Here is a 22,084-nt window from a genome sequence, read left to right as displayed (position 1 = left end):
TCTGTCGTTATATGAAATAAGGTATCATGAGATTTTTTTATAATCTATGCAGAGAACATATTAAACAAAACTTGCCGCTTGAAATCGTAAAGTTTTTCAAGGAGAAGGAGATACAAATGAATAACAACGACTTTTTAGAGAAGATAGAACAGTCAGGGATAGCACGCCATAAAGAGTATCTACGCCAAGTTGTGAGACCAGCAATTGATATAGTTAAGAATAACGATGTTGAACCACGATTGGGCTGTAGCCGTTTTGGAGGAGCGCCTGATTTACCAGCCGGTAGCGAATGGCCTACATATGCGGGCAATCCATATCGATTCCTGGGCCAAATCAATTTTGCGGAAATCTCATTAACTGGAGCAGACTTGCCATCTACAGGACTCCTAAGTCTTTTTGTAGCGGATGACCCCGAGGGTGAGGGTTGCCTGGAGGCTTTTGAGGACGGATATGTTCATGCTATATATATTCCTGAATCCATAGATCTGGAGGAGATATCGCCGCCGCCCAATTCCGATAATGGCAAGACCACTGTGATTGAATTTATCCCGGCGATGGATATTCCTTATGACGAATACCAGGTGAAGGACTGGCCTTTCGGGGAAGAAGAGAACGACATATACACTGAAATACGAGATTCTTTGCATAAAAGCTCAGACTACCTTCTAGGTTATCCTTCTCATTGTACACTTGAATATGATCCATCGCCTGGAGCGGGGTGGATCTCTCTGTTAACCATTGCCTCCGATGATGATCTTGAATGGTGTTGGCATGATGGCGACAATTTGATGATATTTATTGAAACAGAACGGCTTAAGAATTTGGACTTTAGTGCGCTTAAGTCTGATGCCGGTTAATGTTCTGGAGAAGAGGGCACAAAAAGAGCCATCCACAAAGGATGGCTCACTATGGGGAATTGACCTACAGATTCGCCACAAGAACAGCCAGAATAGCCACAAAGGCCGGGAGGCCCTGAACCCATAAAATCGACTTCTTGGCAGTGACGCTGCCATAAATCGCTGCCACACCGACACAGATCAGAAAAAATAGCTGAAGCTGAAACCCCGTCGTTTCATTCGGATGGAACAATCCCCATAATAAACCAGCGGCCAGAAAGCCATTATACAGTCCTTGGTTAGCGGCTAGTGACTTTGTTTCCTGCGCAAACTGCCTGCTGATTCCAAACGCCTTCTGCGCTCTTGGAGTAGTCCACATAAACATTTCCAAAACCAAAATATATACATGCTCAAGCGCAACCAGTGCTACGAGTATCGTACTCAAAATCATCATTACAATCTCCTCCATTCCATCCTAATTAGTAGTTATCTAAATTATATTTTGCAAAATATAATATTACAAAACTAAATATATCTAATTTCCGAATTTTTGTCAATTGTTTATAAAAGGGAGCACTCCTAAAGGTATCTGAAGGAGAAATATAAAACGACGGCAGTCTAGGACGTTATTCTTGTCCATGGCTGCCGTCGTTTCTTTTATTGTATGATTCTAGCGTGGTGTCCGCTTAGAAATCAAAGTTATCGGGATCCGGACCGACCCGCTCATCGCGGTTCAGCCCGTCAATCCGGCTCATGTCTTCATCGCTGAGCTGGAAGTCGAACAAAGCAGCATTCTCGATAATCCGCTGTTCCTTCGTTGACTTCGGAATCGTGATAATGCCATGCTGCAAGTCCCAGCGCAGGATAACCTGTGCTACGGATTTGCCGTATGCGGCGGCGATTTCCTGCAGTACAGGCTGCTCCAGCAGCTGTCCCTGCATGAGTGGCGACCAGGCTTCGATCTGGATGCCCTGCTCCTTGCTGAAGCTTCTCAGGGGCTGCTGGGACAAGTAAGGATGCAGCTCCACCTGATTGACCATCGGCTTGATTACGGCATCCTGCATCACATCCTCCAGATGATGAATCTGGAAGTTGCTGACACCGATCGCTTTGACCCGGCCCGCTGTGTACAACGTTTCCAGCGCCCGCCAGGACTCTTTGTATTTGCCCTCTACCGGCCAATGAATGAGATACAAATCCAGATATTCCAGGCCCAGCTTCTCCAGACTGGCCTCATAGGCGGCAAGTGTTGCATCGTAGCCGAGATCAGCGTTCCAGACCTTGGAGGTGACGAACAGATCTTCACGGTTCAGTCCGTTATCCTTCATAGCCTCGGCTATCGCCTGGCCAACGCCCCGTTCGTTCTGATAAGCAGCAGCGGTATCAATGCTGCGGTAGCCATGGGCAATGGCCTGTTTCACGGACAGTACCAGCTCCTCCCCGTCGGCGACCTTAAAGACGCCCAATCCTAGCCAGGGCATCTTCACGCCGTTCTGCAGTGTAGTCGTATCCTGTAAATGCTGTGCCATCTATAATAACCTCCAGAATGTAATGTGATTAGTGATTTGCAGTTAGTACTTTGAGTATTTGAAACGGATTGAATGGAGCGGCAGGTGATCAGGCGGCTTCAGTCTGAAGTGTAAGCTCATCTTTTCGTTCCAGCGCACGGCTCCAGGCGGTAAGGATTACAGCGCCGAATACCATGATTGATCCTACCCATGTGGTATGAATCAGTCCCATGTGATCGGTGACAAGCCCTCCAAGGTATGCTCCGATGGCAATGCCGGCGTTAAAGGCGGCAATATTGACAGCAGAGGCGATATCTCTGGCGCTTGGCGCATACCGGTCGGCGAGCATTACGACAAAAACCTGCAGGCCCGGTACGTTCATGAATGCGAGCAGCCCCATGAAGAAGATGGTGATCAGTGCTGCGGCCTTAAAGGGTGCCGTGAAAGCCAAAACCAGCAGAACGACAGCCTGCAGGGCGAACATATAGAACAAGGCGTTCATCGGCTTGCGGTTCGCCGCCTTGCCGCCGATCACATTGCCGATGGCAATGGCGATGCCGTATACCAGCAGAATGACGGCAACCGTCTTTTCCTTGAAGCCGCTGATATCATGTAACAGAGGCGATAAATAGGTGAAGACGACAAAGGTGCCGCCGTATCCCAAAGCTGTAATTGCAAAAGCGAGCAGCAAGCGGCCATTCGTCACCAGCTTGACCTGGTCGCGCAAAGGCGTCTTCGTGCCTTTGCGCAGACCGGAGGGAACGAGAACCAGGTTCCCGATCAGTGCGGCGATACCGGTAATGACTATGGCGATAAAGGCAGCCCGCCAGCCAAGCTGCTGCCCGAGGAATGTACCCAGCGGCACTCCGGTTACGGTAGCAACCGTAAGTCCGGTGAACATCACCGAAATGGCGCTGGCCCTGCGGTCCTCGGGCACGAGATCGGCAGCAATGGTTGAGGCAATGGACATAAACAGGCCATGTGAGAGGGCCGAAATGACCCGTGCGGTTAGCAGCACGGCAATTCCGTCAGCGGCAGCGGCCAGACTGTTGCCGGCAATGAACAGAAGCATCAGCGCCAGCAGCAGGGTTTTGCGTGAGACCGCCGTGGTCAGTGACGTTAACACGGGTGCGCCGAAGGTAACGCCCAGCGCATATAGAGTGACGGTCAATCCCGCTGTAGTTACGGATATATGCAGGTCATCAGCAATGAGCGGCAGCAGGCCGACACTGACAAACTCGGTTGTTCCTATCGCAAAGGCGCTGATTGCCAAAGCCAGCAGCGCCAGGGTGCTTCTTCTTTTATCTAAGGACATGTTTTCCACTCCTACAGTATGGTAATCACCGGCCGGTAAGTGCTATTATGGATTACCAGGACGTTAAAGGATAGTACGTACTTTTTAGTGCTATAGGTACTAAAAAGTACCCGCAGGTGTATTTGAAGACAAAGCTCACCAAACTTTTCAGGAGGAATCCTCATGGCTAAAAAATATAATATTTCCGTGGAAGCAACGCTGGAGGTGATCGGCGGCAAGTGGAAATGCGTTATTCTTTGCCACCTGACCCACGGCAAGATGCGGACAAGTGATTTGAAGCGCCATATGCCGAATATTACACAGAAAATGCTTACCCAGCAGCTCCGGGAGCTGGAGCAGGACGGCATCGTCAACCGGATCAGCTACAACCAGGTGCCGCCAAAAGTGGAATATGAGCTCAGCGAATACGGCTTGTCGCTGCGGTCGATTCTGGATTCCCTCTGCGCTTGGGGGGAACAGCATATCATCAGGGAATATGGCGATAAATTTGCCGTTCTGGAGGACAATGTGCTGAACCACAAAAAGGCAGACTGAACAGCCCCGGCTCTCTGCGGAAATGACGCATTGAGCCGGGGCTGTCCTACGTTCCAATAGCAGCAGATGAACTGCAACTTTTGATAATCGGCTCCGTCTGGTAGAAAGAAGGCACAATTAAGCAAGTAAACCTACCGTGAGGTGAGTAGACATGAATAATCATACATTCAAACAGCTTGTGCTGTCCGCAGCGGCAGTACTGACATTGACTTTTGCCGGGCAGAGCTTTGCCGCCGCTGCTTATTTTCAGGATCTGGCCGGTATCCCGGCTAAAGCAAAAATTGAAGAGCTGCAGCAAAAGGGGATTATTCACGGGGTCACTGATAGTAAATTCCTGCCGAATGCTCCGGTTACCACTGCCCAAGGCATTCAACTATTCGTCAATGCCCTGGATCTTAATATCGACATGGTTCGCTTCATCAAAGCCCCGCAGGCGACGGACTATTTCCCGAATGCCAGCAATACGGCCTGGTATGCGGATGCGCTGATTATCGCTGCCAATAACAATATTGGCCTGCCGGCAGATTTGGACCCTGCGGAGAACTGGACGCGGGAAGAGTTCACCCATCAGCTGATGCTGGCGATTGAGAAGCACAGCAACCTTCCGATGATCAAGCTCATGCCGGTGGATATTGCCGACGAAGCTGATTTCACGGGCGGCTACGACGGCTCCCTTCAGCGGGCACTTGCCCTTGGAATCGCCAGTCTGGACACCGCAGGCAAATTCCATCCGGCCAAGGAGATTACCCGCGCAGAAGCAGCGGAACAGATCTACAATGCCCTGGAATATATCGCTGCCCATCCGGCTCCTGCCGGTGGATACGCTGAATAAGTAAGCGCCGGATAACGGGATCGCACTCTCTTTTACAATCATAGAGCCTGCCAGACTGACAAAAAACCGCAAGCCTCCAAGGAATGGAGTGATTGCGGTTTTTCTGTGTTCCCATAAGCGGACTAATCCGGCTGGCCTTCGGTAACCTGAATGGTGAAAATGAATACGGCGCCCTGTTCGATGCCTTGTTTGGCATAGATGGTGCCGCCCATGAGTTCAACCAGCATTTTGCAGATGGACAACCCAAGGCCGGTTCCGCCGAACTTGCGGTTGATGGTCGCGCCGATCTGTGTGAAGGGCTGAAATAAATAACCCATTTTATCCGCCGGAATGCCGATGCCCGTATCTTCAACCACAAACTCCAGCTGCAGGACCCCATCCAGCGATTGTCTGAGACGGGTATGTACCTTTACACCGCCGCTTGCCGTGAACTTGATGGCATTGCCAATCAGATTGTTCAGGACCTGTCTAAGACGGTTCGGATCGCCAACCAGCAGTGCGGGAATCGCCGGGTCGATATCCATTTCCATACTTAAGTTGCGTTCTTTGGCGAGTGCCCTGAACAGATCCATCGTTTCTTTCAGGCAGGCATGCAGGTTGAACAGCTCGTAGTCCAGCTCCATTTTGCCAGATTCAATCTTTGTGAAGTCGAGAATGTGATTAATTACGGATAGAAGTGCGTGACCGCTGGTATGAATAATTTCTGCCATTTCCAGATCGTCTGTCTCCAGCTCTGATGTTCTGAGCACATCCGACATTGCAATAATTCCATTCAAGGGGGTGCGGATTTCATGGCTCATCATGGCCAGAAACCCGCTCTTGATCCTTAGGGCAACCTCAGCAGTCTCCTTCAATTCTGTAAGGACGACATTTGCCGCTTCCAGCTCCTGTGATTTGATCTGCAGTTCCTTATGGGTCTTATATAGGCGGACAAAGCCGTCTATTTTGCTTTTCAGGACAATGGGATGGAAGGGCTTGGTCAGAAAATCAATCGCTCCCGCCGTGTACGCTATCATATAATTCTCCAGTTCGGAGGTTAGTGCGGTTAGAAATATAATGGGGATATCCCGCGATTTCTGGCGCATTTTAATCCGCTTGGCCGTTTCGAAGCCATCCATGTCCGGCATCAGCACATCCATAATAATCAGGGCGAATTCCTGCTCCAGCAGGCATTTCAAGGCATCCATACCGGAGCTGGCACCAACTAGACGATAAGGAGTGTCTGCAAGCAGCGCCTGAACGGACAGAAATTCATCCGGACGGTCATCAACAAGTAAAATATTCACAGGATAATCCATATTTCCTCCCACAGCCAGCTAAAATTTCTAAAATGTGAAGTTTGTCTGGTAATTATTGAATTAACCACACCTTCAGTACAGTAACCAGCTGGGTGGTATTAATCGGTTTGGAGATATAATCGGAAGCGCCGGCCTGCAGACATTTAACCCTGTCTTCTTCCAGAGCCCGGGCGGTCAGGGCAATAATCACAAGCTGGTCATACTCCGGCATGGCACGGATATGCTTCATCGTCTCGTACCCGTCCATCTCCGGCATCATAATATCCATAAATACAAGCTGGGTCTCGGGATGCTGCTCCAGATGCCGTAACGCCTCTTTGCCGTTCTGGGCAAAACTGATATCCATATTATAACCTTCCAGGACACTTGATAACGCAAAGATATTGCGCATATCATCATCCACGAGCAGGATGCTCTTCCCGGCAAAAGCCGCCTCCGGATTATGCAGCTTCTCGATCAGGCGCTGCTTGTCCGGCGGCAGATCAGCATGCTTGCGGTGCAGGTACAGCGCGGTTTCATCGTACAGCCGCTCCATGGAGCGCACGTTCTTGATGACAATGCTCTCGGCATAATGCTTCAGACGTTGTTCATCGCCCTTGCTGAGGTCCTTGCCCGTATAGATGATGACCGGCAGGGTTTGCAGTTTGCGGTTGGTTTTGACCTGCTCCAGCAAATCGAAGCCGCTGATATCCGACAGGCCCAGATCAAGGACCATGCAGTCAAAATGATGGCTTACCAGCTGCTCCAATGCTTCCCGTCCTGTCCCCACTGCGACAATGCGTACATCGGGATGCCCGATGAACTCTACAAGGCTGCTGCGCAGATCCTTGTTATCCTCAACAATTAGCAGGCTTTTAACCGGCCTTCTGATATAGGTTTCAATCTGCAGGAAGGCAGCTTCCAGCTCGGCCTGATCGCTGGGTTTCTTCCAGAAGGAGAGTGCGCCCATGGCCAGGCTCTGCTGATTCTCTTCTGCGGTTGAGATCACATGCACCGGAATATGACGCAGCTCCGGCCGGCTCTTCAGGCGGCTGATGATTGACCAGCCGTCAAGGACGGGAAGATGCAGGTCGAGCAGGATGGCATCCGGCTTGTAGGCATGTGCCAGAGCGAGGCCCTGATCGCCCTGAAAGGCGACGATCGCTTTAAAGCCTCTGCTGCGGGCCAGCTGCAGCAGAATGGCCGCGAACTCGGCATCTTCTTCAATGATCAGGAGGAGCGTGTCATCGCTGAGCAGATTTCCCCGGTCATCCTCCATTTCTGCGAATTGCAGCAGCTTCGGATTGGATATGGAGATATCGGGCACGAAGGATTCCCGGAAGGCGGTATTCTCCCGGCTGCTGGTGTCCGGATTGAGAAGCTCACTGCTGGCGGCAGCTGCGAACGTCGCAGCTGCCTGGGCAAGAGCGTTACCCTCCGGCTCAACAGCGGGAATAGCCAGGGAGAAGGTGCTGCCTTTGCCTTCTGTGGATTCAACTTCAATTCTTCCACCTAGCATGGTGGAAAGCTCGCGGCAGATGGTCAGGCCAAGACCGGTTCCCCCATATTTGCGGCTGGTTGTGCCGTCCGCCTGCTGGAAGGCCTCAAAGATGCTCTCCAGCTTGGATTCGGGAATCCCGATACCGGTATCGCTGACGGAGAAGACCGCCTCATTTCCGCTCATGCGGATAGATAGAGAGACGGAGCCCTGCTCCGGAGTGAATTTAACAGCATTCGATAACAGATTGTTGATGATTTGCTGCAGCCTGTGGCCGTCGGTCATAAGATGGTCAGGCAGCCTGCTGTCACAATGGACATCAAAGCGGATATTCTTTTTCTTGGCCTGCTGCTCAAAGTGGCGGAACAGGTGGTTGCTTAGATCATGCAAGGAGACCGGTTCAAGGACAGCGGTCATCTTACCTACCTCAAGCTTGGCCAAATCGAGAATCTCGTCGATCAGCTGCAGCAGATCTTTGCCTGCGGAGAAAATGGTATGCACATATTCAAGCTGCTTAGGGCCAAGATTGCCTTCTTTGTTCTCGGCAAGAATCTGCGACAGAATCAGCAGGCTGTTCAGCGGAGTGCGCAGCTCATGCGATACATTGGCTAGAAATTCTGATTTGTACTGGGCGGCCATGAAGATTTCTTCCGCCTGGGTTTTGATCTCTTCTTTTTGCTGCTCGGTAAGTTCGATTTGCTGCTGCAGGTGAATATTTGCTGCCGAGATCTCTTCAGTCTGCGCTTGAAGTTCTTCGGTTTGCGCCAGCAGCTCGTCGGCTTGTGCCTGTATTTCTTCCTTTTGCCGTTCGGAAATCTCCATCTGCTTATGCAAATCCTGGTTGGAGGCAAAAAGTTCTTCCGTCTGCAGCTTTAATTCATCGGCCTGGGCCTCAATTTCGGCTTTTTGCTCTTCCGTCAATTCCATCTGCCGCTGCAGCTGCTCATTCGAGGTCAGCAGGCTGTCTGCCTGCATCTGCAGTTCTTCTCCCTGCGCCTGCAATTGCTCGGTCTGTGAATGCAACTCACCGGTCTGTGCCAGCAGCTCTTCGGTTTGCGCTTCGAGCTCCTGCGTCTGGGCCTGCAGTTCCTCCGTCTGGGCCTCCAGCTCTTCCTTCTGCAGCTGGGTTTCACCCAGCAGCTCCTCGATTCTGGCCACGTCTGCCAAAGTATTGATCAGCACGCCCATGTTCCGGCCGGTCCGTTTAATCAATTCGTAGTCTTTGTCAGCCAATGTGTTCAGGGTAGCCAGCTCGACCACGGCGACAACATCCTGCTCATAAATAACAGGAACCAGGATCAGCGTAGTCGGGGCAGCTTCACCCAGTCCGGAATGCACGCGGATGTAATGCTCCGGCAGATCATGCAGCACGACCATCTTCTGATCCAGTGCGCATTGTCCAACCAGTCCGCTGCCAAGCGCAAAGGGTTCGCGGCGGCTGGCGGCTTCATCGAAGGCATAACCGGCGGTGAAGTGCAGCTTGTCCCCTTGCTTCAAATAGACCGCTCCGTAGGCTCCGCTGACAGCGGCACTCAGCTTGCCGATAAAAACCCGGGCTGCGGTCTCTAAATGTACCGATCCCTGAAGCATCAGGGCCATTTCTGTAACTTGGGTATTGATCCAGGCCTGTTCTTCGGCTTGAAGGCGCAGGCTGCGTTCTTCTGTGGTCTTGTGCTCCAGATTAACGGCTAAAGCGTGAAAGGAATGCGCTAACTCCCCGAAATCATCTCCAGTTTCGGGACTGATTGCGGAGGAATCGAGGGTGCCTTGCGCAATATCTACGGATATCTTCATAATCCTATCCAGACCCCGGCGGATGTTCCGCTGGATACTCATCATGAGTCCACTTCCAAGAATAATGCCGGCTGCACCAAATGCTAAAGACAGGAGTAGAGGAACCCCTTCAAGATAAATTATAGATACAGCAATCATGCTGCTGAGAAAAAGGATAAAGGCAGATGATGCTAACCAAACCCGTTGTTTTATTGTCATGCTCGCCCGTCCTTTGTCTAGTTAGTATCACGAATCACCTTTAATTATACTTTTAATAGAGAGGAGGCGATAGGGGAAGGCGAGAGAAAACGCCGGCTAATCCGCAAAAAGAACAGGATTTACTGGCGTTATTCTCAGATTTCTCTATGAATTGCGGACAAAAGTTAACGGGACCGTCTTCTTCTCTGGCGGTGCTTGGCTGAACCCCTGTTCAGGGCATGGCCTCCAGCGCCCCCGCCGACCGCCTGCTGCTGGCGTGTATAGGGGCTGTCGATGGCAGAGTTGGTTCCGCCCGTACTGTATGTTCCGCCGCCGCTGCCTACCTGTGTGGCCGATGAACTCATGCTGCCTTTAGGGAGCTTGACCGTCTGGTTGTTGATGACAACGACGATCTCCTTGCCGCGGGGACAGATCAAAGGGAGAGGATGTTTGCCTCCGTTTCGTCCTTTGCTCCCCAGGTTAGCGGCATCTCCCCCAGCGCCGACGCTCTGCTGCTGGCGTGTATAAGGGGAAGCAATGGCCGCATTGCTTCCAGCTGCGCTGCTTCTTCCCGCACCGCTGGCAATTTGGGTGGTATTGGCTGCGTTGGTGTACTGATTATTGATGACAAATACGAGCCGGTCTACTCCCGCCAGCGGCGTCCGTGTAACAATCCGCCGTTTTCCATTTTGAATGATAACGACAATCCGGTCCTTTTGTTTGGCCACCCGTATCGTTCCTCTCTGAGTAGTTTTCCTTATCATAAATGCATGGGGGCGGAAATCGTGAGCAATACGGGCGGAGTGTGCTTAGAAACAAACGCTTGCCTAATAGGACGATTGAAGACATTTGTATTTCATGAAAACATGTCATAAATGGATGAAATAATGCTTAAAATTTTGCTTGTAAGGTTCAGACAGAGCGTGTAAGATATACAAGGTATTTACTATGACATTTCATAAACAACTCATATAATCTTGGGAATATGGCCCATAAGTTTCTACCGGATAACCACTGTAATTATCCGACTATGAGTGAAATAGCGCGTCTAGGGTTCCGTTTCTTGTGCCGCGGCAGAAGAAGGGCTGGTCCAAGCGATGCGGACACTGCTTATGTGTTACACCACTTAGGGACAAAAACCCAGAGGGACAGATTCACTTGAGAAACACTCAAGGGGATCTGTCTTTTTTATGTCACGATTCAAAGAATTCATCAAATCATATCAAAGGAGCGATCACCCGCAGTAATGAAAATATTAGAGGAACGCATCAGAGAAGAGGGCTTGATTCTGTCGGATACGGTGCTGAAAGTGGACTCGTTTCTGAACCATCAGGTGGATACGGAGCTTGCGCTGCAGATCGGGCAGGAATTCAAGACGATCTTCGGGCATCTGCCAGTTACGAAGGTGTTGACGGTTGAGGCCAGCGGAATTCAGTTTGCGATGGCGGCAGGCATTGCCTTGAAGGTGCCATTCATCTATGCCAAGAAGAAGAAAGCCATCACACAGTCGGAGGACGTCTATTCGGCCCCGGTGCATTCCTTTACCCGTCAAGAGCACTACCGGATCAGCATCTCGCAGAAATATCTGGGCCCGGGCGACAAAGTGCTGATCATCGATGATTTCCTGGCTACGGGCGCTGCTTTGGTGGGACTGGCTGATATCGTGGAGGAATCCGGTGCAGAGCTGCTTGGCGTAGGCTGCGTGATCGAGAAGAGCTTTCAGGAAGGACGCAGTTTGCTGGAGAAAAGAGGAATCCCCGTGCATGCCTTGGCACGAATCGCTTCCATGGCGCCGGGAGAAATTCATTTTATAGACAATACTGCTGATATTAAAGAAATGATCAAGGAGAGTGCAGGATGTTAAGCAAACAAAAAGTCTTCGCATTAGGACTCCAGCATGTGCTGGCCATGTATGCCGGCGCGGTCATTGTGCCGCTTGTTGTCGGAGGGGCGCTGAACCTGAATGGAACACAGATGGCCTACCTCATCGCTGCGGATTTGTTCACTTGCGGACTGGCTACGCTGCTGCAGGTCATGGGCAGCAAATATTTCGGCAGCGGCCTGCCGGTGGTGCTGGGCTGCACCTTCACTGCGGTTAGCCCCATTATTGCTATCGCCTTGGATTCCAATCTGGCAACAGCCTATGGTGCGATTATTATATCGGGATTATTCGTTGTGTTTGCCGCCCCGATCTACGGGAAGCTGCTGAAGTTCTTTCCGACCGTGGTAACCGGCTCTGTAGTGACCATTATCGGGCTGTCGCTCATTCCGGTTGCTATGAATAATGTGGCCGGCGGGCAGGGACAACCTGATTTCGGAGAACCCCGTAATTTGCTGCTGGCCTTAATTACGCTGCTGGTGATTCTTGCTGTGAACCGGCTGACAACCGGGTTCTTGCGTTCCGTTTCTGTACTGGTAGGCCTGGTTGTCGGGACAGCTATCGGCTATTTTATGGGCATTGTACATTTTTCAACTGTCGGTTCTGCCTCTTGGATCAGCGTGGCCCAGCCGTTCTACTTTGGCTGGCCCGAGTTTAACGTTACGGCCATTTTCACGATGATTATCGTAAATATCGTATCCATGGTAGAATCAACCGGCGTATACTTTGCCGTAGGCAAGGCTACAGACCAGAAGGTTGAGCAGAAGCAGATTGTCAACGGCCTCCGCTCGGAAGGTCTCGCGATAATGCTTGGAGGGCTGTTTAATGCCTTCCCGTATACTGCATTCTCCCAGAACGTCGGACTGCTGTCATTGACCCGTGTCAAGACGCGGAATGTGATTTTTGCCGCCGGCGGTATCATGGTTGTGTTGGGGTTGCTGCCTAAATTGGCCGCTTTAACCACAATCGTGCCGAATGCGGTACTCGGCGGGGCAATGATCGTAATGTTCGGTTCGGTCGCGGCTTCCGGGATGTCGATCCTCTCCGAGGTCGATCTGCGCAAGGATGGCAACCTGTTGATTGCCGCCTGCAGCATCGCTGTCGGCCTGGGCTCGGCGGTATTGCCCTCCATGTTCGACCAACTGCCGGAGTTTGCCAGAATGCTGCTGCAGAATGGTATTGTTTCCGGGTCGCTTACTGCGATCATTCTGAATCTGTTCTTATCCAAAACACAGGATAATACAGCTCCTGCCGCCGTGCAGGATGCACAGTAATTCCAATATGCACCTCTAATAAGAATTACAGCCGGTTCCGAAATAAATGGAATCGGCTTTTTTTAGAGAGGGGGAGGAGGTATGCTAAAATGTTGGCAGCGTATTCCCGGGAGTCTGCTGCTGGTATCCCTATTTGCCGCTGCTTTCGCGGCTGCTCAAAATATACGGAACCGGTCAGACTTCCATTAACATATTTTCGATTGCCAATATTATTCCAATACCCTAGAATTTACTTGGACCCAAACAGATAAAATAGATAGGGATGGACTGCGGGCTCATGAAACGAAATTGTGCTTACAGCGTATCAGAAGCATAAACAGCTATCAGGAAAGAAGGGTAATAAGTGGATAATGGAATGAAAGTCATCCTGTTTGAAAAAATGCCGGAAGGCGACCTGCGTGTCATCGAGGAACGTACCTGGAGCATGAATATGATTACTGCCCTGGAGCATGTCAATTATATTGTAGTGGGCAGCCGGGAGTATGAGGCAGTGGAAGGACGGCTGAACGTGGACGAGGGAAAGCTGGAGCTTTTGCTGGTTCCGATGCGTGCTGAAGGATAAATTGTCAGGAAAGGAGGGGCCCATGTTGGGAAAAGATGAAAATGCTAAAGAATCCGCCGTGTCTAAACTATTCAATGCTGAAGGCAAGCCGCTGCGTGTATTGTCCACCTCGCTAGGGATTGCGCTGCTGGCCAATGCACTGTTCGTACCGGGCGGGGCGGGTGCCAGCGGCAGCTCAGGCGAAGAGCCGAAGCTTGTCTCCTGGTCCACCGAAGAGGTCAAGGCTTATTTTGATAAAAATGTAGACTGGAATATTCCGTACCCGGAAGGGAATGTGGAAGAGACCGTGCAGGAGGGCAGCGGGGTGGTAACCTCCGGCGGGACAACCGTCATTAACAATTATGGCGGTTACAGCTCGGGTTTCGGCTGGGATGATATGCTGCTGTATCACATGCTGTTCAACAGCGGCTCATTCTACTCCTCCAGAGGCTGGTACAATGACCGGCCGACCTATTACGGAGGTACCCGGACTACCTACAAGCCGCCAACCTACAACAGCGGCAGCTTCCAGAACAAGAAGGTAGCCGGATCAGTGGCAAAGCCGAAAACCTCTACTTCCTCCACCGGCTCCATTACGAGAAGAGGGACATCCTCGAAGAAAGGCGGCATTGGGGGCACATCCAGCGGTTTAGGTTCCAGCGGTTCAAGCTCCAGCAGCAAATCAAGCTCCTCGAAATCAAGCGCCGGCAGAAGCTCCAGCAGCAAGAGCGGTTTCGGCGGATGAGTTCTGCAGAGAGTGTCTTTCAATTTGTAGATCAATCCGGTCTGGAACGGGCGCCAAGAGTGGAGAAGCTGCATGAGCTTGGCTTCACCTGGGCAGACCTGGAGGATGAAGAATACTGGCTTGATGCCGTTGCGGTGATGCGCGGCGAGACTTACCGGGAACTTGAAGAAGCCTCGGTCAAGCTGTGGGCTATACTGGACAAAACAGTCCGCTATGTCCACCGTAGACATGACCTATATGATTTGCTCGGCATTCCCCCCGTCCTGTGGCAGATGCTTGATGAATGCCCGCTGCCGGAGCCGGGCCGCATCAGCCTTTATGCCCGGTTCGATTTCGCCGTGGCGGACAACGGGACGATTAAGCTGCTGGAGTTGAATGCCGATACGCCTACCGGTTATGTGGAGGCCTCCATCGCTACGCCCTGGATCTGCGAGCAGGCGGGAATCGCCAGCCCCAATGGAGCGATGAAGGGACTTCTTGCGTCAGCTTGGGGCACAGAACGGCCGGACACGGCGGCTTGTGTCGCCTACGGTTCCCATCAGGAAGACTCCGGCACGATTGAGGCGCTTGTGAAGCACAGCGGTCTGGATATCAAGTGCGTGGATTGTCTCGATCTATGGATTGATGAAGGGACTGTACGGGATGGAGAGGACCGGGTTATTCAGCGGATGTTCGCGCTCTATCCCAAGGAATGGATGGCGGTAGACGAAGGCGGCGATGCGCTCGCTTATGCCGTGGAGAGTGGACAGCTGGAGTTGTTCAATGGACCGCACAGCATCCTGCTGCAGTCCAAGGGATTGATTGCGGCGGCATGGGGGATGTATGAGCTGGGGCTGCTGTTTAGTGAGGAAGAGCGCGAGGCGGTTTCCCGCTATATTTTGCCGACCTACAATAAGCCGGTGTTCTCCGGGAGCTTTGTCTCGAAGTCTGTATTCGGCCGTGAAGGCGGTTCTGTACGTCTCTTCGATGACAACGGCACACTTGAGCTGCAGGACGAGGAAGGTTTTGACAGCAGTACAATATTCCCTACCGTCTATCAAAAAAGAGCCGAAATGGCCCGGATTCAGACAGCCGAGGGGGAGTTTCATCTGCTCACCGGCATGTTCGTCATTAACGGGAAACCTTGTGGCCTGCTCGGGCGGGCAGGCGGACCGATTACAGGCAATGCCAGTCATTTTATCGCGCTAGGAGTGAGGGAACTTGGAGATGAGTAAAAGTAGAAAGGTGCGGACCGGGCGCTTCGGGGTAATTCGGCTGGGCGCGGTCCTTGGAATACTGCTGTTGTCGGTGCTGCTGAGCGCATGCTCAAGCAATGAGGACAGTGTGTTTCATACAGGTACTCCTGCAGCGGAAACAACGGACAGTGTATCCCGTGTGCCGTGGGATTACCGGGTAGTGGAGAGCACAGTGGGTGATTTGATCGGCAGCGACATGACAGTTTTGCCGGATAATGAGCTGCTCCCGAACGATGGCAATTATGCCACTGGAGACAAGATCTGGACGCTGCAGTTCATGGATGCCGAGTTGATTACAGATGCTGACCAGAAGAATGAGATCCGCCTGTCCGCCTGGTCCACGCTTAAATCGTATGGAGACCAGAAGACGGCTGCAGAGGATCTGAAGAATCTTAAAGTATCTATTACCACCGATGTGGATCTTGTCGGGGTCTATAAGACCAAGTTCAAGGAGAAGACAAGAAACTTCGCCGTGCTTGAGCTGCCTTCCGGCAACCGGATCAAGCAGCCGATTGACGACAAGCGTTATACAGCGCTGGAGAAAGAGAAGACAGCTTCCGTGGTACTGGAGGAAGTGCATGATTTTGCCGACTATGATTCGGCTTATGCGAAATTTCGGGGGTGGGCCAATTGACGATTGTTATTAATTTGATAGTCAGCGTTCTGACTATTATTCTGCTTCAGGTGCTTGGCATGGTTGTATTCGGCTTGATGACTCCGTTCAAGGATATGGAGGAATTGAAGAAAGGCAATGTGGCTGTAGCTTTGGCGCTGGGAGGCAAATTTCTGGCCACAGCGATCGTACTGGGCGTAGCGGCATATACGAATACTTCTATCTGGCACATGATGTTATGGTTTGCGGTAGGTTACGTCTGCCTGATCGCCGCTTATTGGATCTTTGAACTGCTTACTCCCAATTTCAGGATTTCCGAACAGCTAGAGCAGGGGAATGTGGCCGTAGGCACCATGCTCTGCCTGGTATTCATCGGAACTGCCTTTGCCGTCAGCAGTCTGATTATTTAATTCAGCGGGCTCCCTGTAGGAGCCGGCAGACTAAGGCTGCGCGTGCCGGGTCACGGTGCGGCAGCCCTATTTAACAGCGGAAGCGGGGCGGAATGGTGCATTTTTTACTCAGAGTATCCGGAAAGCTGATGCGTCTAAAGAAGAAGTCAATTGGGCTGATAATCCTTTTTTTTATTGTTCTGAGCGCAACCATCGCGTTTATTCTGGAGCCGGGTACATTTCATAACTGGTTCAACGCCTTCTATTGGGTCATGACTACGATGGCCACTGTTGGATACGGTGACTTTTTTGCGACTTCGGTAATGGGAAAGCTGTTCACCATATTTTTGTACGTGTTCGGCATCGGCCTGCTCAGCTTGGTCATCGGAAAGATTGTTGAGGCCATGGGAGAGGTGCAGAGAAGGAGAGGAGCGGGAACCTTGAGCTTTCACGCCGCAGATCATATTGTATTGATTAATTGGAGCCGCAAAACGCAGGCAGCCGTCGAAGAGATTCTATGCTACACACCGAAATGCAAGATCGTCATTATTGACGAATCAGGGCGTCATCCGCTGGAGCATATGGAACAGGTTCATTTTATCAGCGGTGATGCCTCCAGTGATGAAATTCTGCAGAAGGCCAATATTCATGGAGCCAAGGCAGCTATTGTGTTCGGTGACAACCGGATCGACGAAGCTTCGCTGATTGACGGCAAGTCGCTGCTGATCGCTTCGAGCATTGAGCGGCTCGCCCCGCAGGTACATACTACTGTAGAGATTATGCAGGAGAAGAACATTCGGAATTTCCGGCATGTTCAGGTGAATGAGTTCGTGCTGTCGCATGATGCCATCTCCAGATTGGCTGTGCGTTCCGCACTGCAGGAGGGGAATTCGGAAGTCATCACTCAGCTGCTCAGCCGCCAGCATGGCGACGACATTTATGAGATTCCGCGGAATGCCGCTTGGCAAACCTATGGAGATGCCTTTCAGGATCTGCTTTCGCGGGGAGCAACCCTGCTGTCTGACCACGGCGACCTGAGCATCAACCGCAAGCTTAATCAGCCCATTCCGCAAGATGCCAGATTATATATTGTGTCGGATGAGGAGACGTACCGGAGAATTAAAGGATAGAGCCATTATATGCATAAAAATGAAGCTGCCCGGGCCGGTAAATGACCTGTAGGGCGGCTTTTGTCTATTCGGCGCATAAAATGTAAATATTTAGATATTTTTTATTGGTTTGACACATAATGATCAACATTAATCTACATTTAGTGACTTATATTACCGTTATAATAGTATCGAAACCTTAATGCTATCTCTAAAGGAAGTGATAGATTGGGAAATAAAAGCGTTCAAGCCGCGGCTATTATGCTGTCTCTATGTGTATTGGCCTCCTGCAAAAGCAATGGGGAGCAGCCGATATCTTCCCCGGAGATCAGCACGGGTTCTCTGCCTTCATCCCCTACTCCGTTAAGGACCCAACCAGCCGTCCATATAGATAAAGAAGAACAGGAGTTGTACACATTTATTGCTAAACAGCTTACGGGTCCTTATGGCGTCTATACAAATTTGCAGGACACCGGCCAGACGGCAGAAGTTGCCACTGGCCACGAAGTGCTGAGCGAGTCGGCTTCACTCATGATGAGGATCGCCGTACTGAACGGTAATAAGGAGCTGTTCTCCTCAGAATGGGCAAAGGCGAAGCAAACGTTCAGTATAGAGGGCGGTTTCAGCTATCGCTATAGTCCGAAACTCCAAAAACAATACCCCCTTAATGCCGCCGTTGATGATTTACGCTTAATCGGTGCGCTATATGCAGCAGGAGACACCTTTGACAACAAGGAATACACGAATGAAGCAGCCGAATATTCTAAGACTTTTTACCGGAATAATGTAAAAGATGGATATATGTACGATTTCTATGACAATGATCTCCGGGTAACCAATGACTTTGTTACTTTATGTTATATTAATCTGGATGTCTTGCAAAATTTGTCGATAGATGACGAAATTCGCGGAATTTTATTACACAACATGAACACAATTCTCGAGGACGGGTATTTGTCAGATGAGTTCCCGTTCTATGAAACGAGATTTAATTATAAGACAGGAAACTATAGCTCGGAAAAAATCAATACGGTGGAATCGCTGCTGAGTATTCTGAATTTGGCTGAGGTGGACCGGCAGAAACCACAGAGTATCCGCTATATCAAGGAGCAGGTAGAGGCGGGAACGCTGTACGGGCAATACACCAGGGACGGCCAGCCGGCCAATGATATCCGCTCCACGGCAATTTATGCCCTTACGGCAATAATTGGCGCGGAGATCGGCGACGACTCTCTTTATAGCAGAAGTATAGAAAGAATGAACGAATTTAGAGTTACGGATACAGGGAGTGTCCTATACGGCGGGTTCGGAAATCCTGAGACGGGACAAGCCTATTCTTTTGACAATCTTATGGCCTTACTCGCTTATTCCTACTAATTTAATCTAATAGTAACGAAGGTGAACCCGCATGGATGACAACACAATGAAAATACCTTTGCGCAGAGGTTTAATCCCTGTTGATTTAACGGTAACCCCTGCTTTGACAGCGGCCATTGGCGTACTGATCATTACAGTTATCGCCTTGTTTACGGCTCCCTATGTGGGGATGGCCGATAACGGCGACTTTTTCCGCATCATTTACAGCAACGGCCTCTATTTCAACTTGCCGGATTATGACAGCCAGTATTTTGGCTATTTTGTTAAACAGTTCGGAATCTATCAATATTATAATGAGAACAGCTCTATGCTGGTCTCCTCCCAATCCCTCTTTATTAAGCTGGCGATCGGCGTCAATAAGCTGTTCTTCAGCAAAGAGGTCTTTGATATCCGCTTTCAGGCGGCCATTTATCTGGTTCTTTATGTCGCAGCTGTTTATCTGTTAATAGAAGCTGTTACTTGCCGCATGTCCCGCAGACGGGGGATGGTTACCGCGGTCATTGCGATTGTTATCTTCGGAGATACCGGCTATACGGCGTATTTCAATTCCTTCTTTGGCGAGAGCATTGTGATGATTACTATGCTGTTCATGTTCGCCTCATGGCTGCTTCTCTACCGCGGAAGATACAATGATTATGCCATGCTGGCGGTGTTTCTGATCAGTACGTTGATCCTGACGACCTCCAAGCAGCAGAATGCTCCGGTGGGCATGGTGATTTCCCTGTTCGCGCTTTCGCTTATCTGGATTCGCAGGGAACGTCTCTTCCGCTGGCTTACTATTGCTGCTGCGGTGCTGATGATGATCACGGGTGTGGCAACCTATTTGAACATCTCCAAGGAGTTCGTGAATATTAACCAATATCATGCGATGACCCGCGGGGTGATGATGCAATCCGACAATCCGGAAACGGCGCTGAAATCCTTCGGTATCAACGAGCAATACGCGATTCTGAGGGAAAATACGTATTACGACCAATACGGCACAGTTGATGTGAAATCGGACATTCTGGAGAAGGACTTCTACAGCCAGTACGGCTTTGTCTCGGTCCTGAAATATTATCTGGCCAATCCTGCCCAGATGGGCTCTATACTGGATACTGCCGCGAAAAGTGCCTATACCATCAAGCCTGCGGCGATGGGCAACTACGAGAAATCAGCAGGTAAGGAATTCCGCGCGCAAAGTCATTTCTTCACTCTTTACAGTATGCTTAAAGAAAAGCTGGCCCCGCGAACCTTCGCCTTTATCCTCTTATGGATGGCGGTTATTATAGGGATTTTTACGCCGTCCTTTGTGACGGCAGCGAAAGCCGGGAATTTCAGAGGCCTGCAGAGATTGCTGCTGATAATAGCGACGATGCTGGTGGGGCTGTCCGGTATCTTTGTATCTATTATCGGAGCGGGCGATGCCGACATTGCCAAGCATGAATTCCTGTTCACGTTGTCGTTTGACTTAGTGACCTTCTTTACCGTATCAAGTGTCATTGGACGGGGGCTCTTCTTGAAAAGGAAAATCTCAACCGCGACTCCCGCGAGCCCTGCCCTCCCTGCAGGCGAATATCCCGTAGCCGAAAAGGGCGTGAGTGCTTGAACCGCAAGAGAATCATAGGCTTGCTGCTGGTTATATTAGCACTGCTGCTTCCGGCTCCGGTTCCCGTACATTCCGCTCCCGCACCGCAGCAGACCCTGCTGCTGTTCGACAGCTTGGCGAAAGGAACGCCCCGGGAAGGCAATATCACGGAGCTTCAGCGGCTGCTGGCCGCCTACAGCACCAAAGTTACACTAATGAGCCTGGATGAATACGAGCAAGGCACCTTGGCATCGTACTCCAGCGTGATAACAGTCATAAACAGTGAAGATCTTGCCATTACGAATAAGGCGTACCTAGAGGACGCGGATAATTATCGGGGGGAAGTTCTGCATGTTGGCTACAACATCCCAGTCAAGATGAAGCAGTCGCTGCAGCTATCCACGGCTGTATTTCGCGGACAATACGCCAGCCTTTCTATTGGAGAGTTCTCCGGAGTCAGCCTGAATGTGCCAGACATGCCCTATATTGCGGCGAGCAAGGCAACGCACGCCTACGGAAGTTTTTCATTTCAGGGCGGCAGTCTGCAGGCGCCGTATGCCGTGAGCCGGGGACAATACACTTATGTACCCTATTTGGAGAAAGGGAATTTCAGCACTGTCGCAATGGCTTATGTACTGAAGGATTGGCTTCCGTCTTCTGCGGCACCTCAAACCTATCTGGTGCTGAAGGAGATTTACCCGTTCTCGGATTTTGAGCTGCTGGAGAAGACAGCAGACCGGCTCTATCAGAACGGAATTCCGTTCATTGCCAGTGTCCGGCCGGTGTTCGGCAACACCGGCTTCCCGGCGATGAAGCGTTATTTGGAGGCGCTGAGAATTGTGCAATCCCGCAACGGGAGCATTGTGGTGAACGCCCCTGCGGTAAGGCCGCCTATCAGCTTGAGTGACCGCTCGCTAAAGGGCAAGATGAACGGGTTCATCAATGTGCTGGTGGCGGGCGGTATAGCACCGCTGGGCATTGGAGCGGAAGGATACTGGATCTACGACAAAGAGTATGCGGGGGCAGGAATGGGCTTTTTCGACTCAGCTGTGCTGTATCCGGATGAAGAAGCCCGGTATATGGAGCAGACCGACACTTCGGCGGTTTTTGCCTCCAGCCTGTACAGTGTAACGCCGGAGTTCCTCCAGGGTTTGCGGCATACCGGAAAGGCTATGCCCCAGTTACCGCTGGATACTGCGGTTGTTGTCGATCTTCCGGAGGACGAAGAAGGACTGGAATCCATGCTGCGCTGGGTGGAACAGAGCTGGATCTCTTTTGCCGATTATAAGCAGGGAGCCCATAAGGTAGTTACCGATACGAACACTATTGCCTCTGCTGACGGGGTCATCAGAATGGGCGGCAAGGCACTTAATGTCGGGTATGCCCCGGAAGTGGTGGACAGCGATTACCAGTATCAGAAGGAGCAGGTCAAAAGCTTCACCCGGCTGTTCAGTGCGCAAAATCAGTTTTTTATTGTGGTCATCATCATCTCTCTGCTAGTGTTCGGCAGCCTGTTGATTATCGGTTACAGGATGTACCGGAGAAAATATTTGAAATAAAGAAAATTTATCAATAGTAGGAGAA

Annotated in this window: 20 protein-coding genes and 1 riboswitch; of the genes, 14 read left to right on the top strand and 6 right to left on the bottom strand. The window is 50.9% G+C overall.

Annotation, left to right across the window (positions count from 1 at the left end; genetic code table 11):
* Nucleotides 1-116 precede the first annotated feature (116 nt).
* A complete protein-coding gene (locus NST99_RS32155) occupies nt 117-857 on the top strand; it encodes a YwqG family protein (protein ID WP_341097119.1) in 741 nt (246 codons plus the stop codon).
* A gap of 64 nt (nt 858-921) precedes the next feature.
* Here NST99_RS32155 and NST99_RS32150 read toward each other — a convergent pair whose 3' ends face one another.
* The 3 genes from NST99_RS32150 to NST99_RS32140 all read right to left on the bottom strand — a co-directional run bounded on the left by NST99_RS32150 (nt 922) and on the right by NST99_RS32140 (nt 3,659).
* On the bottom strand, nt 922-1,290 hold the full coding sequence (locus NST99_RS32150) for a DUF1304 domain-containing protein (RefSeq protein ID WP_341097118.1): 369 nt from the start codon (nt 1,288-1,290) through the stop codon (nt 922-924).
* A 232-nt stretch (nt 1,291-1,522) separates the two neighbouring features.
* Nucleotides 1,523-2,365, bottom strand: coding sequence for an aldo/keto reductase (locus tag NST99_RS32145; RefSeq protein ID WP_341097116.1), 843 nt, complete (start codon nt 2,363-2,365; stop codon nt 1,523-1,525).
* 88 nt (nt 2,366-2,453) lie between these two features.
* Nucleotides 2,454-3,659, bottom strand: coding sequence for an MFS transporter (locus tag NST99_RS32140; RefSeq protein WP_341097115.1), 1,206 nt, complete (start codon nt 3,657-3,659; stop codon nt 2,454-2,456).
* Between the two features lie 162 nt (nt 3,660-3,821).
* On the opposite strand from NST99_RS32140, the gene NST99_RS32135 reads away from it, so the two are divergent.
* Together NST99_RS32135 and NST99_RS32130 are read left to right on the top strand one after the other, a co-directional pair.
* The gene (locus NST99_RS32135; RefSeq protein ID WP_341097114.1) at nt 3,822-4,193 is read left to right on the top strand and encodes a winged helix-turn-helix transcriptional regulator; all 372 of its coding nucleotides are present in this window, start codon (nt 3,822-3,824) and stop codon (nt 4,191-4,193) included.
* A 151-nt stretch (nt 4,194-4,344) separates the two neighbouring features.
* Nucleotides 4,345-5,025: an S-layer homology domain-containing protein gene (locus NST99_RS32130; RefSeq protein ID WP_341097112.1), complete on the top strand. Its 681-nt coding sequence runs from the start codon at nt 4,345-4,347 to the stop codon at nt 5,023-5,025.
* 122 nt (nt 5,026-5,147) lie between these two features.
* Here the strand turns inward: NST99_RS32130 and NST99_RS32125 are convergent, their stop codons facing one another.
* The 3 genes from NST99_RS32125 to NST99_RS32115 form a co-directional block, all read right to left on the bottom strand.
* On the bottom strand, nt 5,148-6,323 hold the full coding sequence (locus NST99_RS32125) for an ATP-binding response regulator (RefSeq protein ID WP_341097111.1): 1,176 nt from the start codon (nt 6,321-6,323) through the stop codon (nt 5,148-5,150).
* Between the two features lie 52 nt (nt 6,324-6,375).
* Entirely contained in the window at nt 6,376-9,792 is a 3,417-nt protein-coding gene (locus NST99_RS32120; RefSeq protein ID WP_341097110.1) for a response regulator, read from the bottom strand.
* A gap of 164 nt (nt 9,793-9,956) precedes the next feature.
* Entirely contained in the window at nt 9,957-10,499 is a 543-nt protein-coding gene (locus NST99_RS32115; protein ID WP_341097109.1) for a hypothetical protein, read from the bottom strand.
* 219 nt (nt 10,500-10,718) lie between these two features.
* A riboswitch (purine riboswitch) is annotated at nt 10,719-10,822 on the top strand.
* A gap of 195 nt (nt 10,823-11,017) precedes the next feature.
* On the opposite strand from NST99_RS32115, the gene NST99_RS32110 reads away from it, so the two are divergent.
* The 11 genes from NST99_RS32110 (at nt 11,018) to NST99_RS32060 (ending at nt 22,059) form a co-directional block, all read left to right on the top strand.
* The gene (locus NST99_RS32110; protein WP_341097108.1) at nt 11,018-11,635 is read left to right on the top strand and encodes a xanthine phosphoribosyltransferase; all 618 of its coding nucleotides are present in this window, start codon (nt 11,018-11,020) and stop codon (nt 11,633-11,635) included.
* Nucleotides 11,629-12,924, top strand: coding sequence for a nucleobase:cation symporter-2 family protein (locus tag NST99_RS32105; protein ID WP_341097107.1), 1,296 nt, complete (start codon nt 11,629-11,631; stop codon nt 12,922-12,924). Before NST99_RS32110 ends, NST99_RS32105 begins: the two co-directional genes overlap by 7 nt.
* Nucleotides 12,925-13,279: 355 nt before the next feature.
* Nucleotides 13,280-13,486 carry a hypothetical protein gene (locus tag NST99_RS32100; RefSeq protein ID WP_038601107.1) on the top strand — a complete coding sequence of 69 codons (207 nt, stop codon included), beginning with the start codon at nt 13,280-13,282 and terminating at the stop codon, nt 13,484-13,486.
* A 25-nt stretch (nt 13,487-13,511) separates the two neighbouring features.
* Nucleotides 13,512-14,210, top strand: coding sequence for a hypothetical protein (locus NST99_RS32095; protein WP_445745006.1), 699 nt, complete (start codon nt 13,512-13,514; stop codon nt 14,208-14,210).
* The gene (locus NST99_RS32090; protein ID WP_341097105.1) at nt 14,207-15,424 is read left to right on the top strand and encodes a glutathionylspermidine synthase family protein; all 1,218 of its coding nucleotides are present in this window, start codon (nt 14,207-14,209) and stop codon (nt 15,422-15,424) included. The genes NST99_RS32095 and NST99_RS32090 overlap by 4 nt, the downstream gene beginning before the upstream one ends.
* Nucleotides 15,417-16,079: a signal peptide protein gene (locus NST99_RS32085; protein ID WP_341097102.1), complete on the top strand. Its 663-nt coding sequence runs from the start codon at nt 15,417-15,419 to the stop codon at nt 16,077-16,079. The genes NST99_RS32090 and NST99_RS32085 overlap by 8 nt, the downstream gene beginning before the upstream one ends.
* Nucleotides 16,076-16,468, top strand: coding sequence for a DUF350 domain-containing protein (locus NST99_RS32080; RefSeq protein WP_341097099.1), 393 nt, complete (start codon nt 16,076-16,078; stop codon nt 16,466-16,468). The genes NST99_RS32085 and NST99_RS32080 overlap by 4 nt, the downstream gene beginning before the upstream one ends.
* 128 nt (nt 16,469-16,596) lie before the next feature.
* Nucleotides 16,597-17,577, top strand: coding sequence for a potassium channel protein (locus tag NST99_RS32075; protein ID WP_341097097.1), 981 nt, complete (start codon nt 16,597-16,599; stop codon nt 17,575-17,577).
* 207 nt (nt 17,578-17,784) lie between these two features.
* Entirely contained in the window at nt 17,785-18,933 is a 1,149-nt protein-coding gene (locus NST99_RS32070; RefSeq protein ID WP_341097095.1) for a hypothetical protein, read from the top strand.
* 46 nt (nt 18,934-18,979) lie between these two features.
* Nucleotides 18,980-20,521 (top strand): glycan biosynthesis hexose transferase WsfD, encoded by a 1,542-nt coding sequence (gene wsfD, locus NST99_RS32065; protein ID WP_341097093.1) that lies wholly within the window; start codon nt 18,980-18,982, stop codon nt 20,519-20,521.
* The gene (locus NST99_RS32060) at nt 20,518-22,059 is read left to right on the top strand and encodes a hypothetical protein (RefSeq protein WP_341097091.1); all 1,542 of its coding nucleotides are present in this window, start codon (nt 20,518-20,520) and stop codon (nt 22,057-22,059) included. Before wsfD ends, NST99_RS32060 begins: the two co-directional genes overlap by 4 nt.
* Nucleotides 22,060-22,084: the final 25 nt, after the last annotated feature.

Origin of the sequence: Paenibacillus sp. FSL L8-0470, assembly GCF_038008625.1 — a bacterium.
Lineage (GTDB): Bacteria > Bacillota > Bacilli > Paenibacillales > Paenibacillaceae > Paenibacillus_AQ.
Note: the sequence above shows the minus strand (reverse complement) of the source record. Positions and strands in the feature narration are given on the sequence as shown.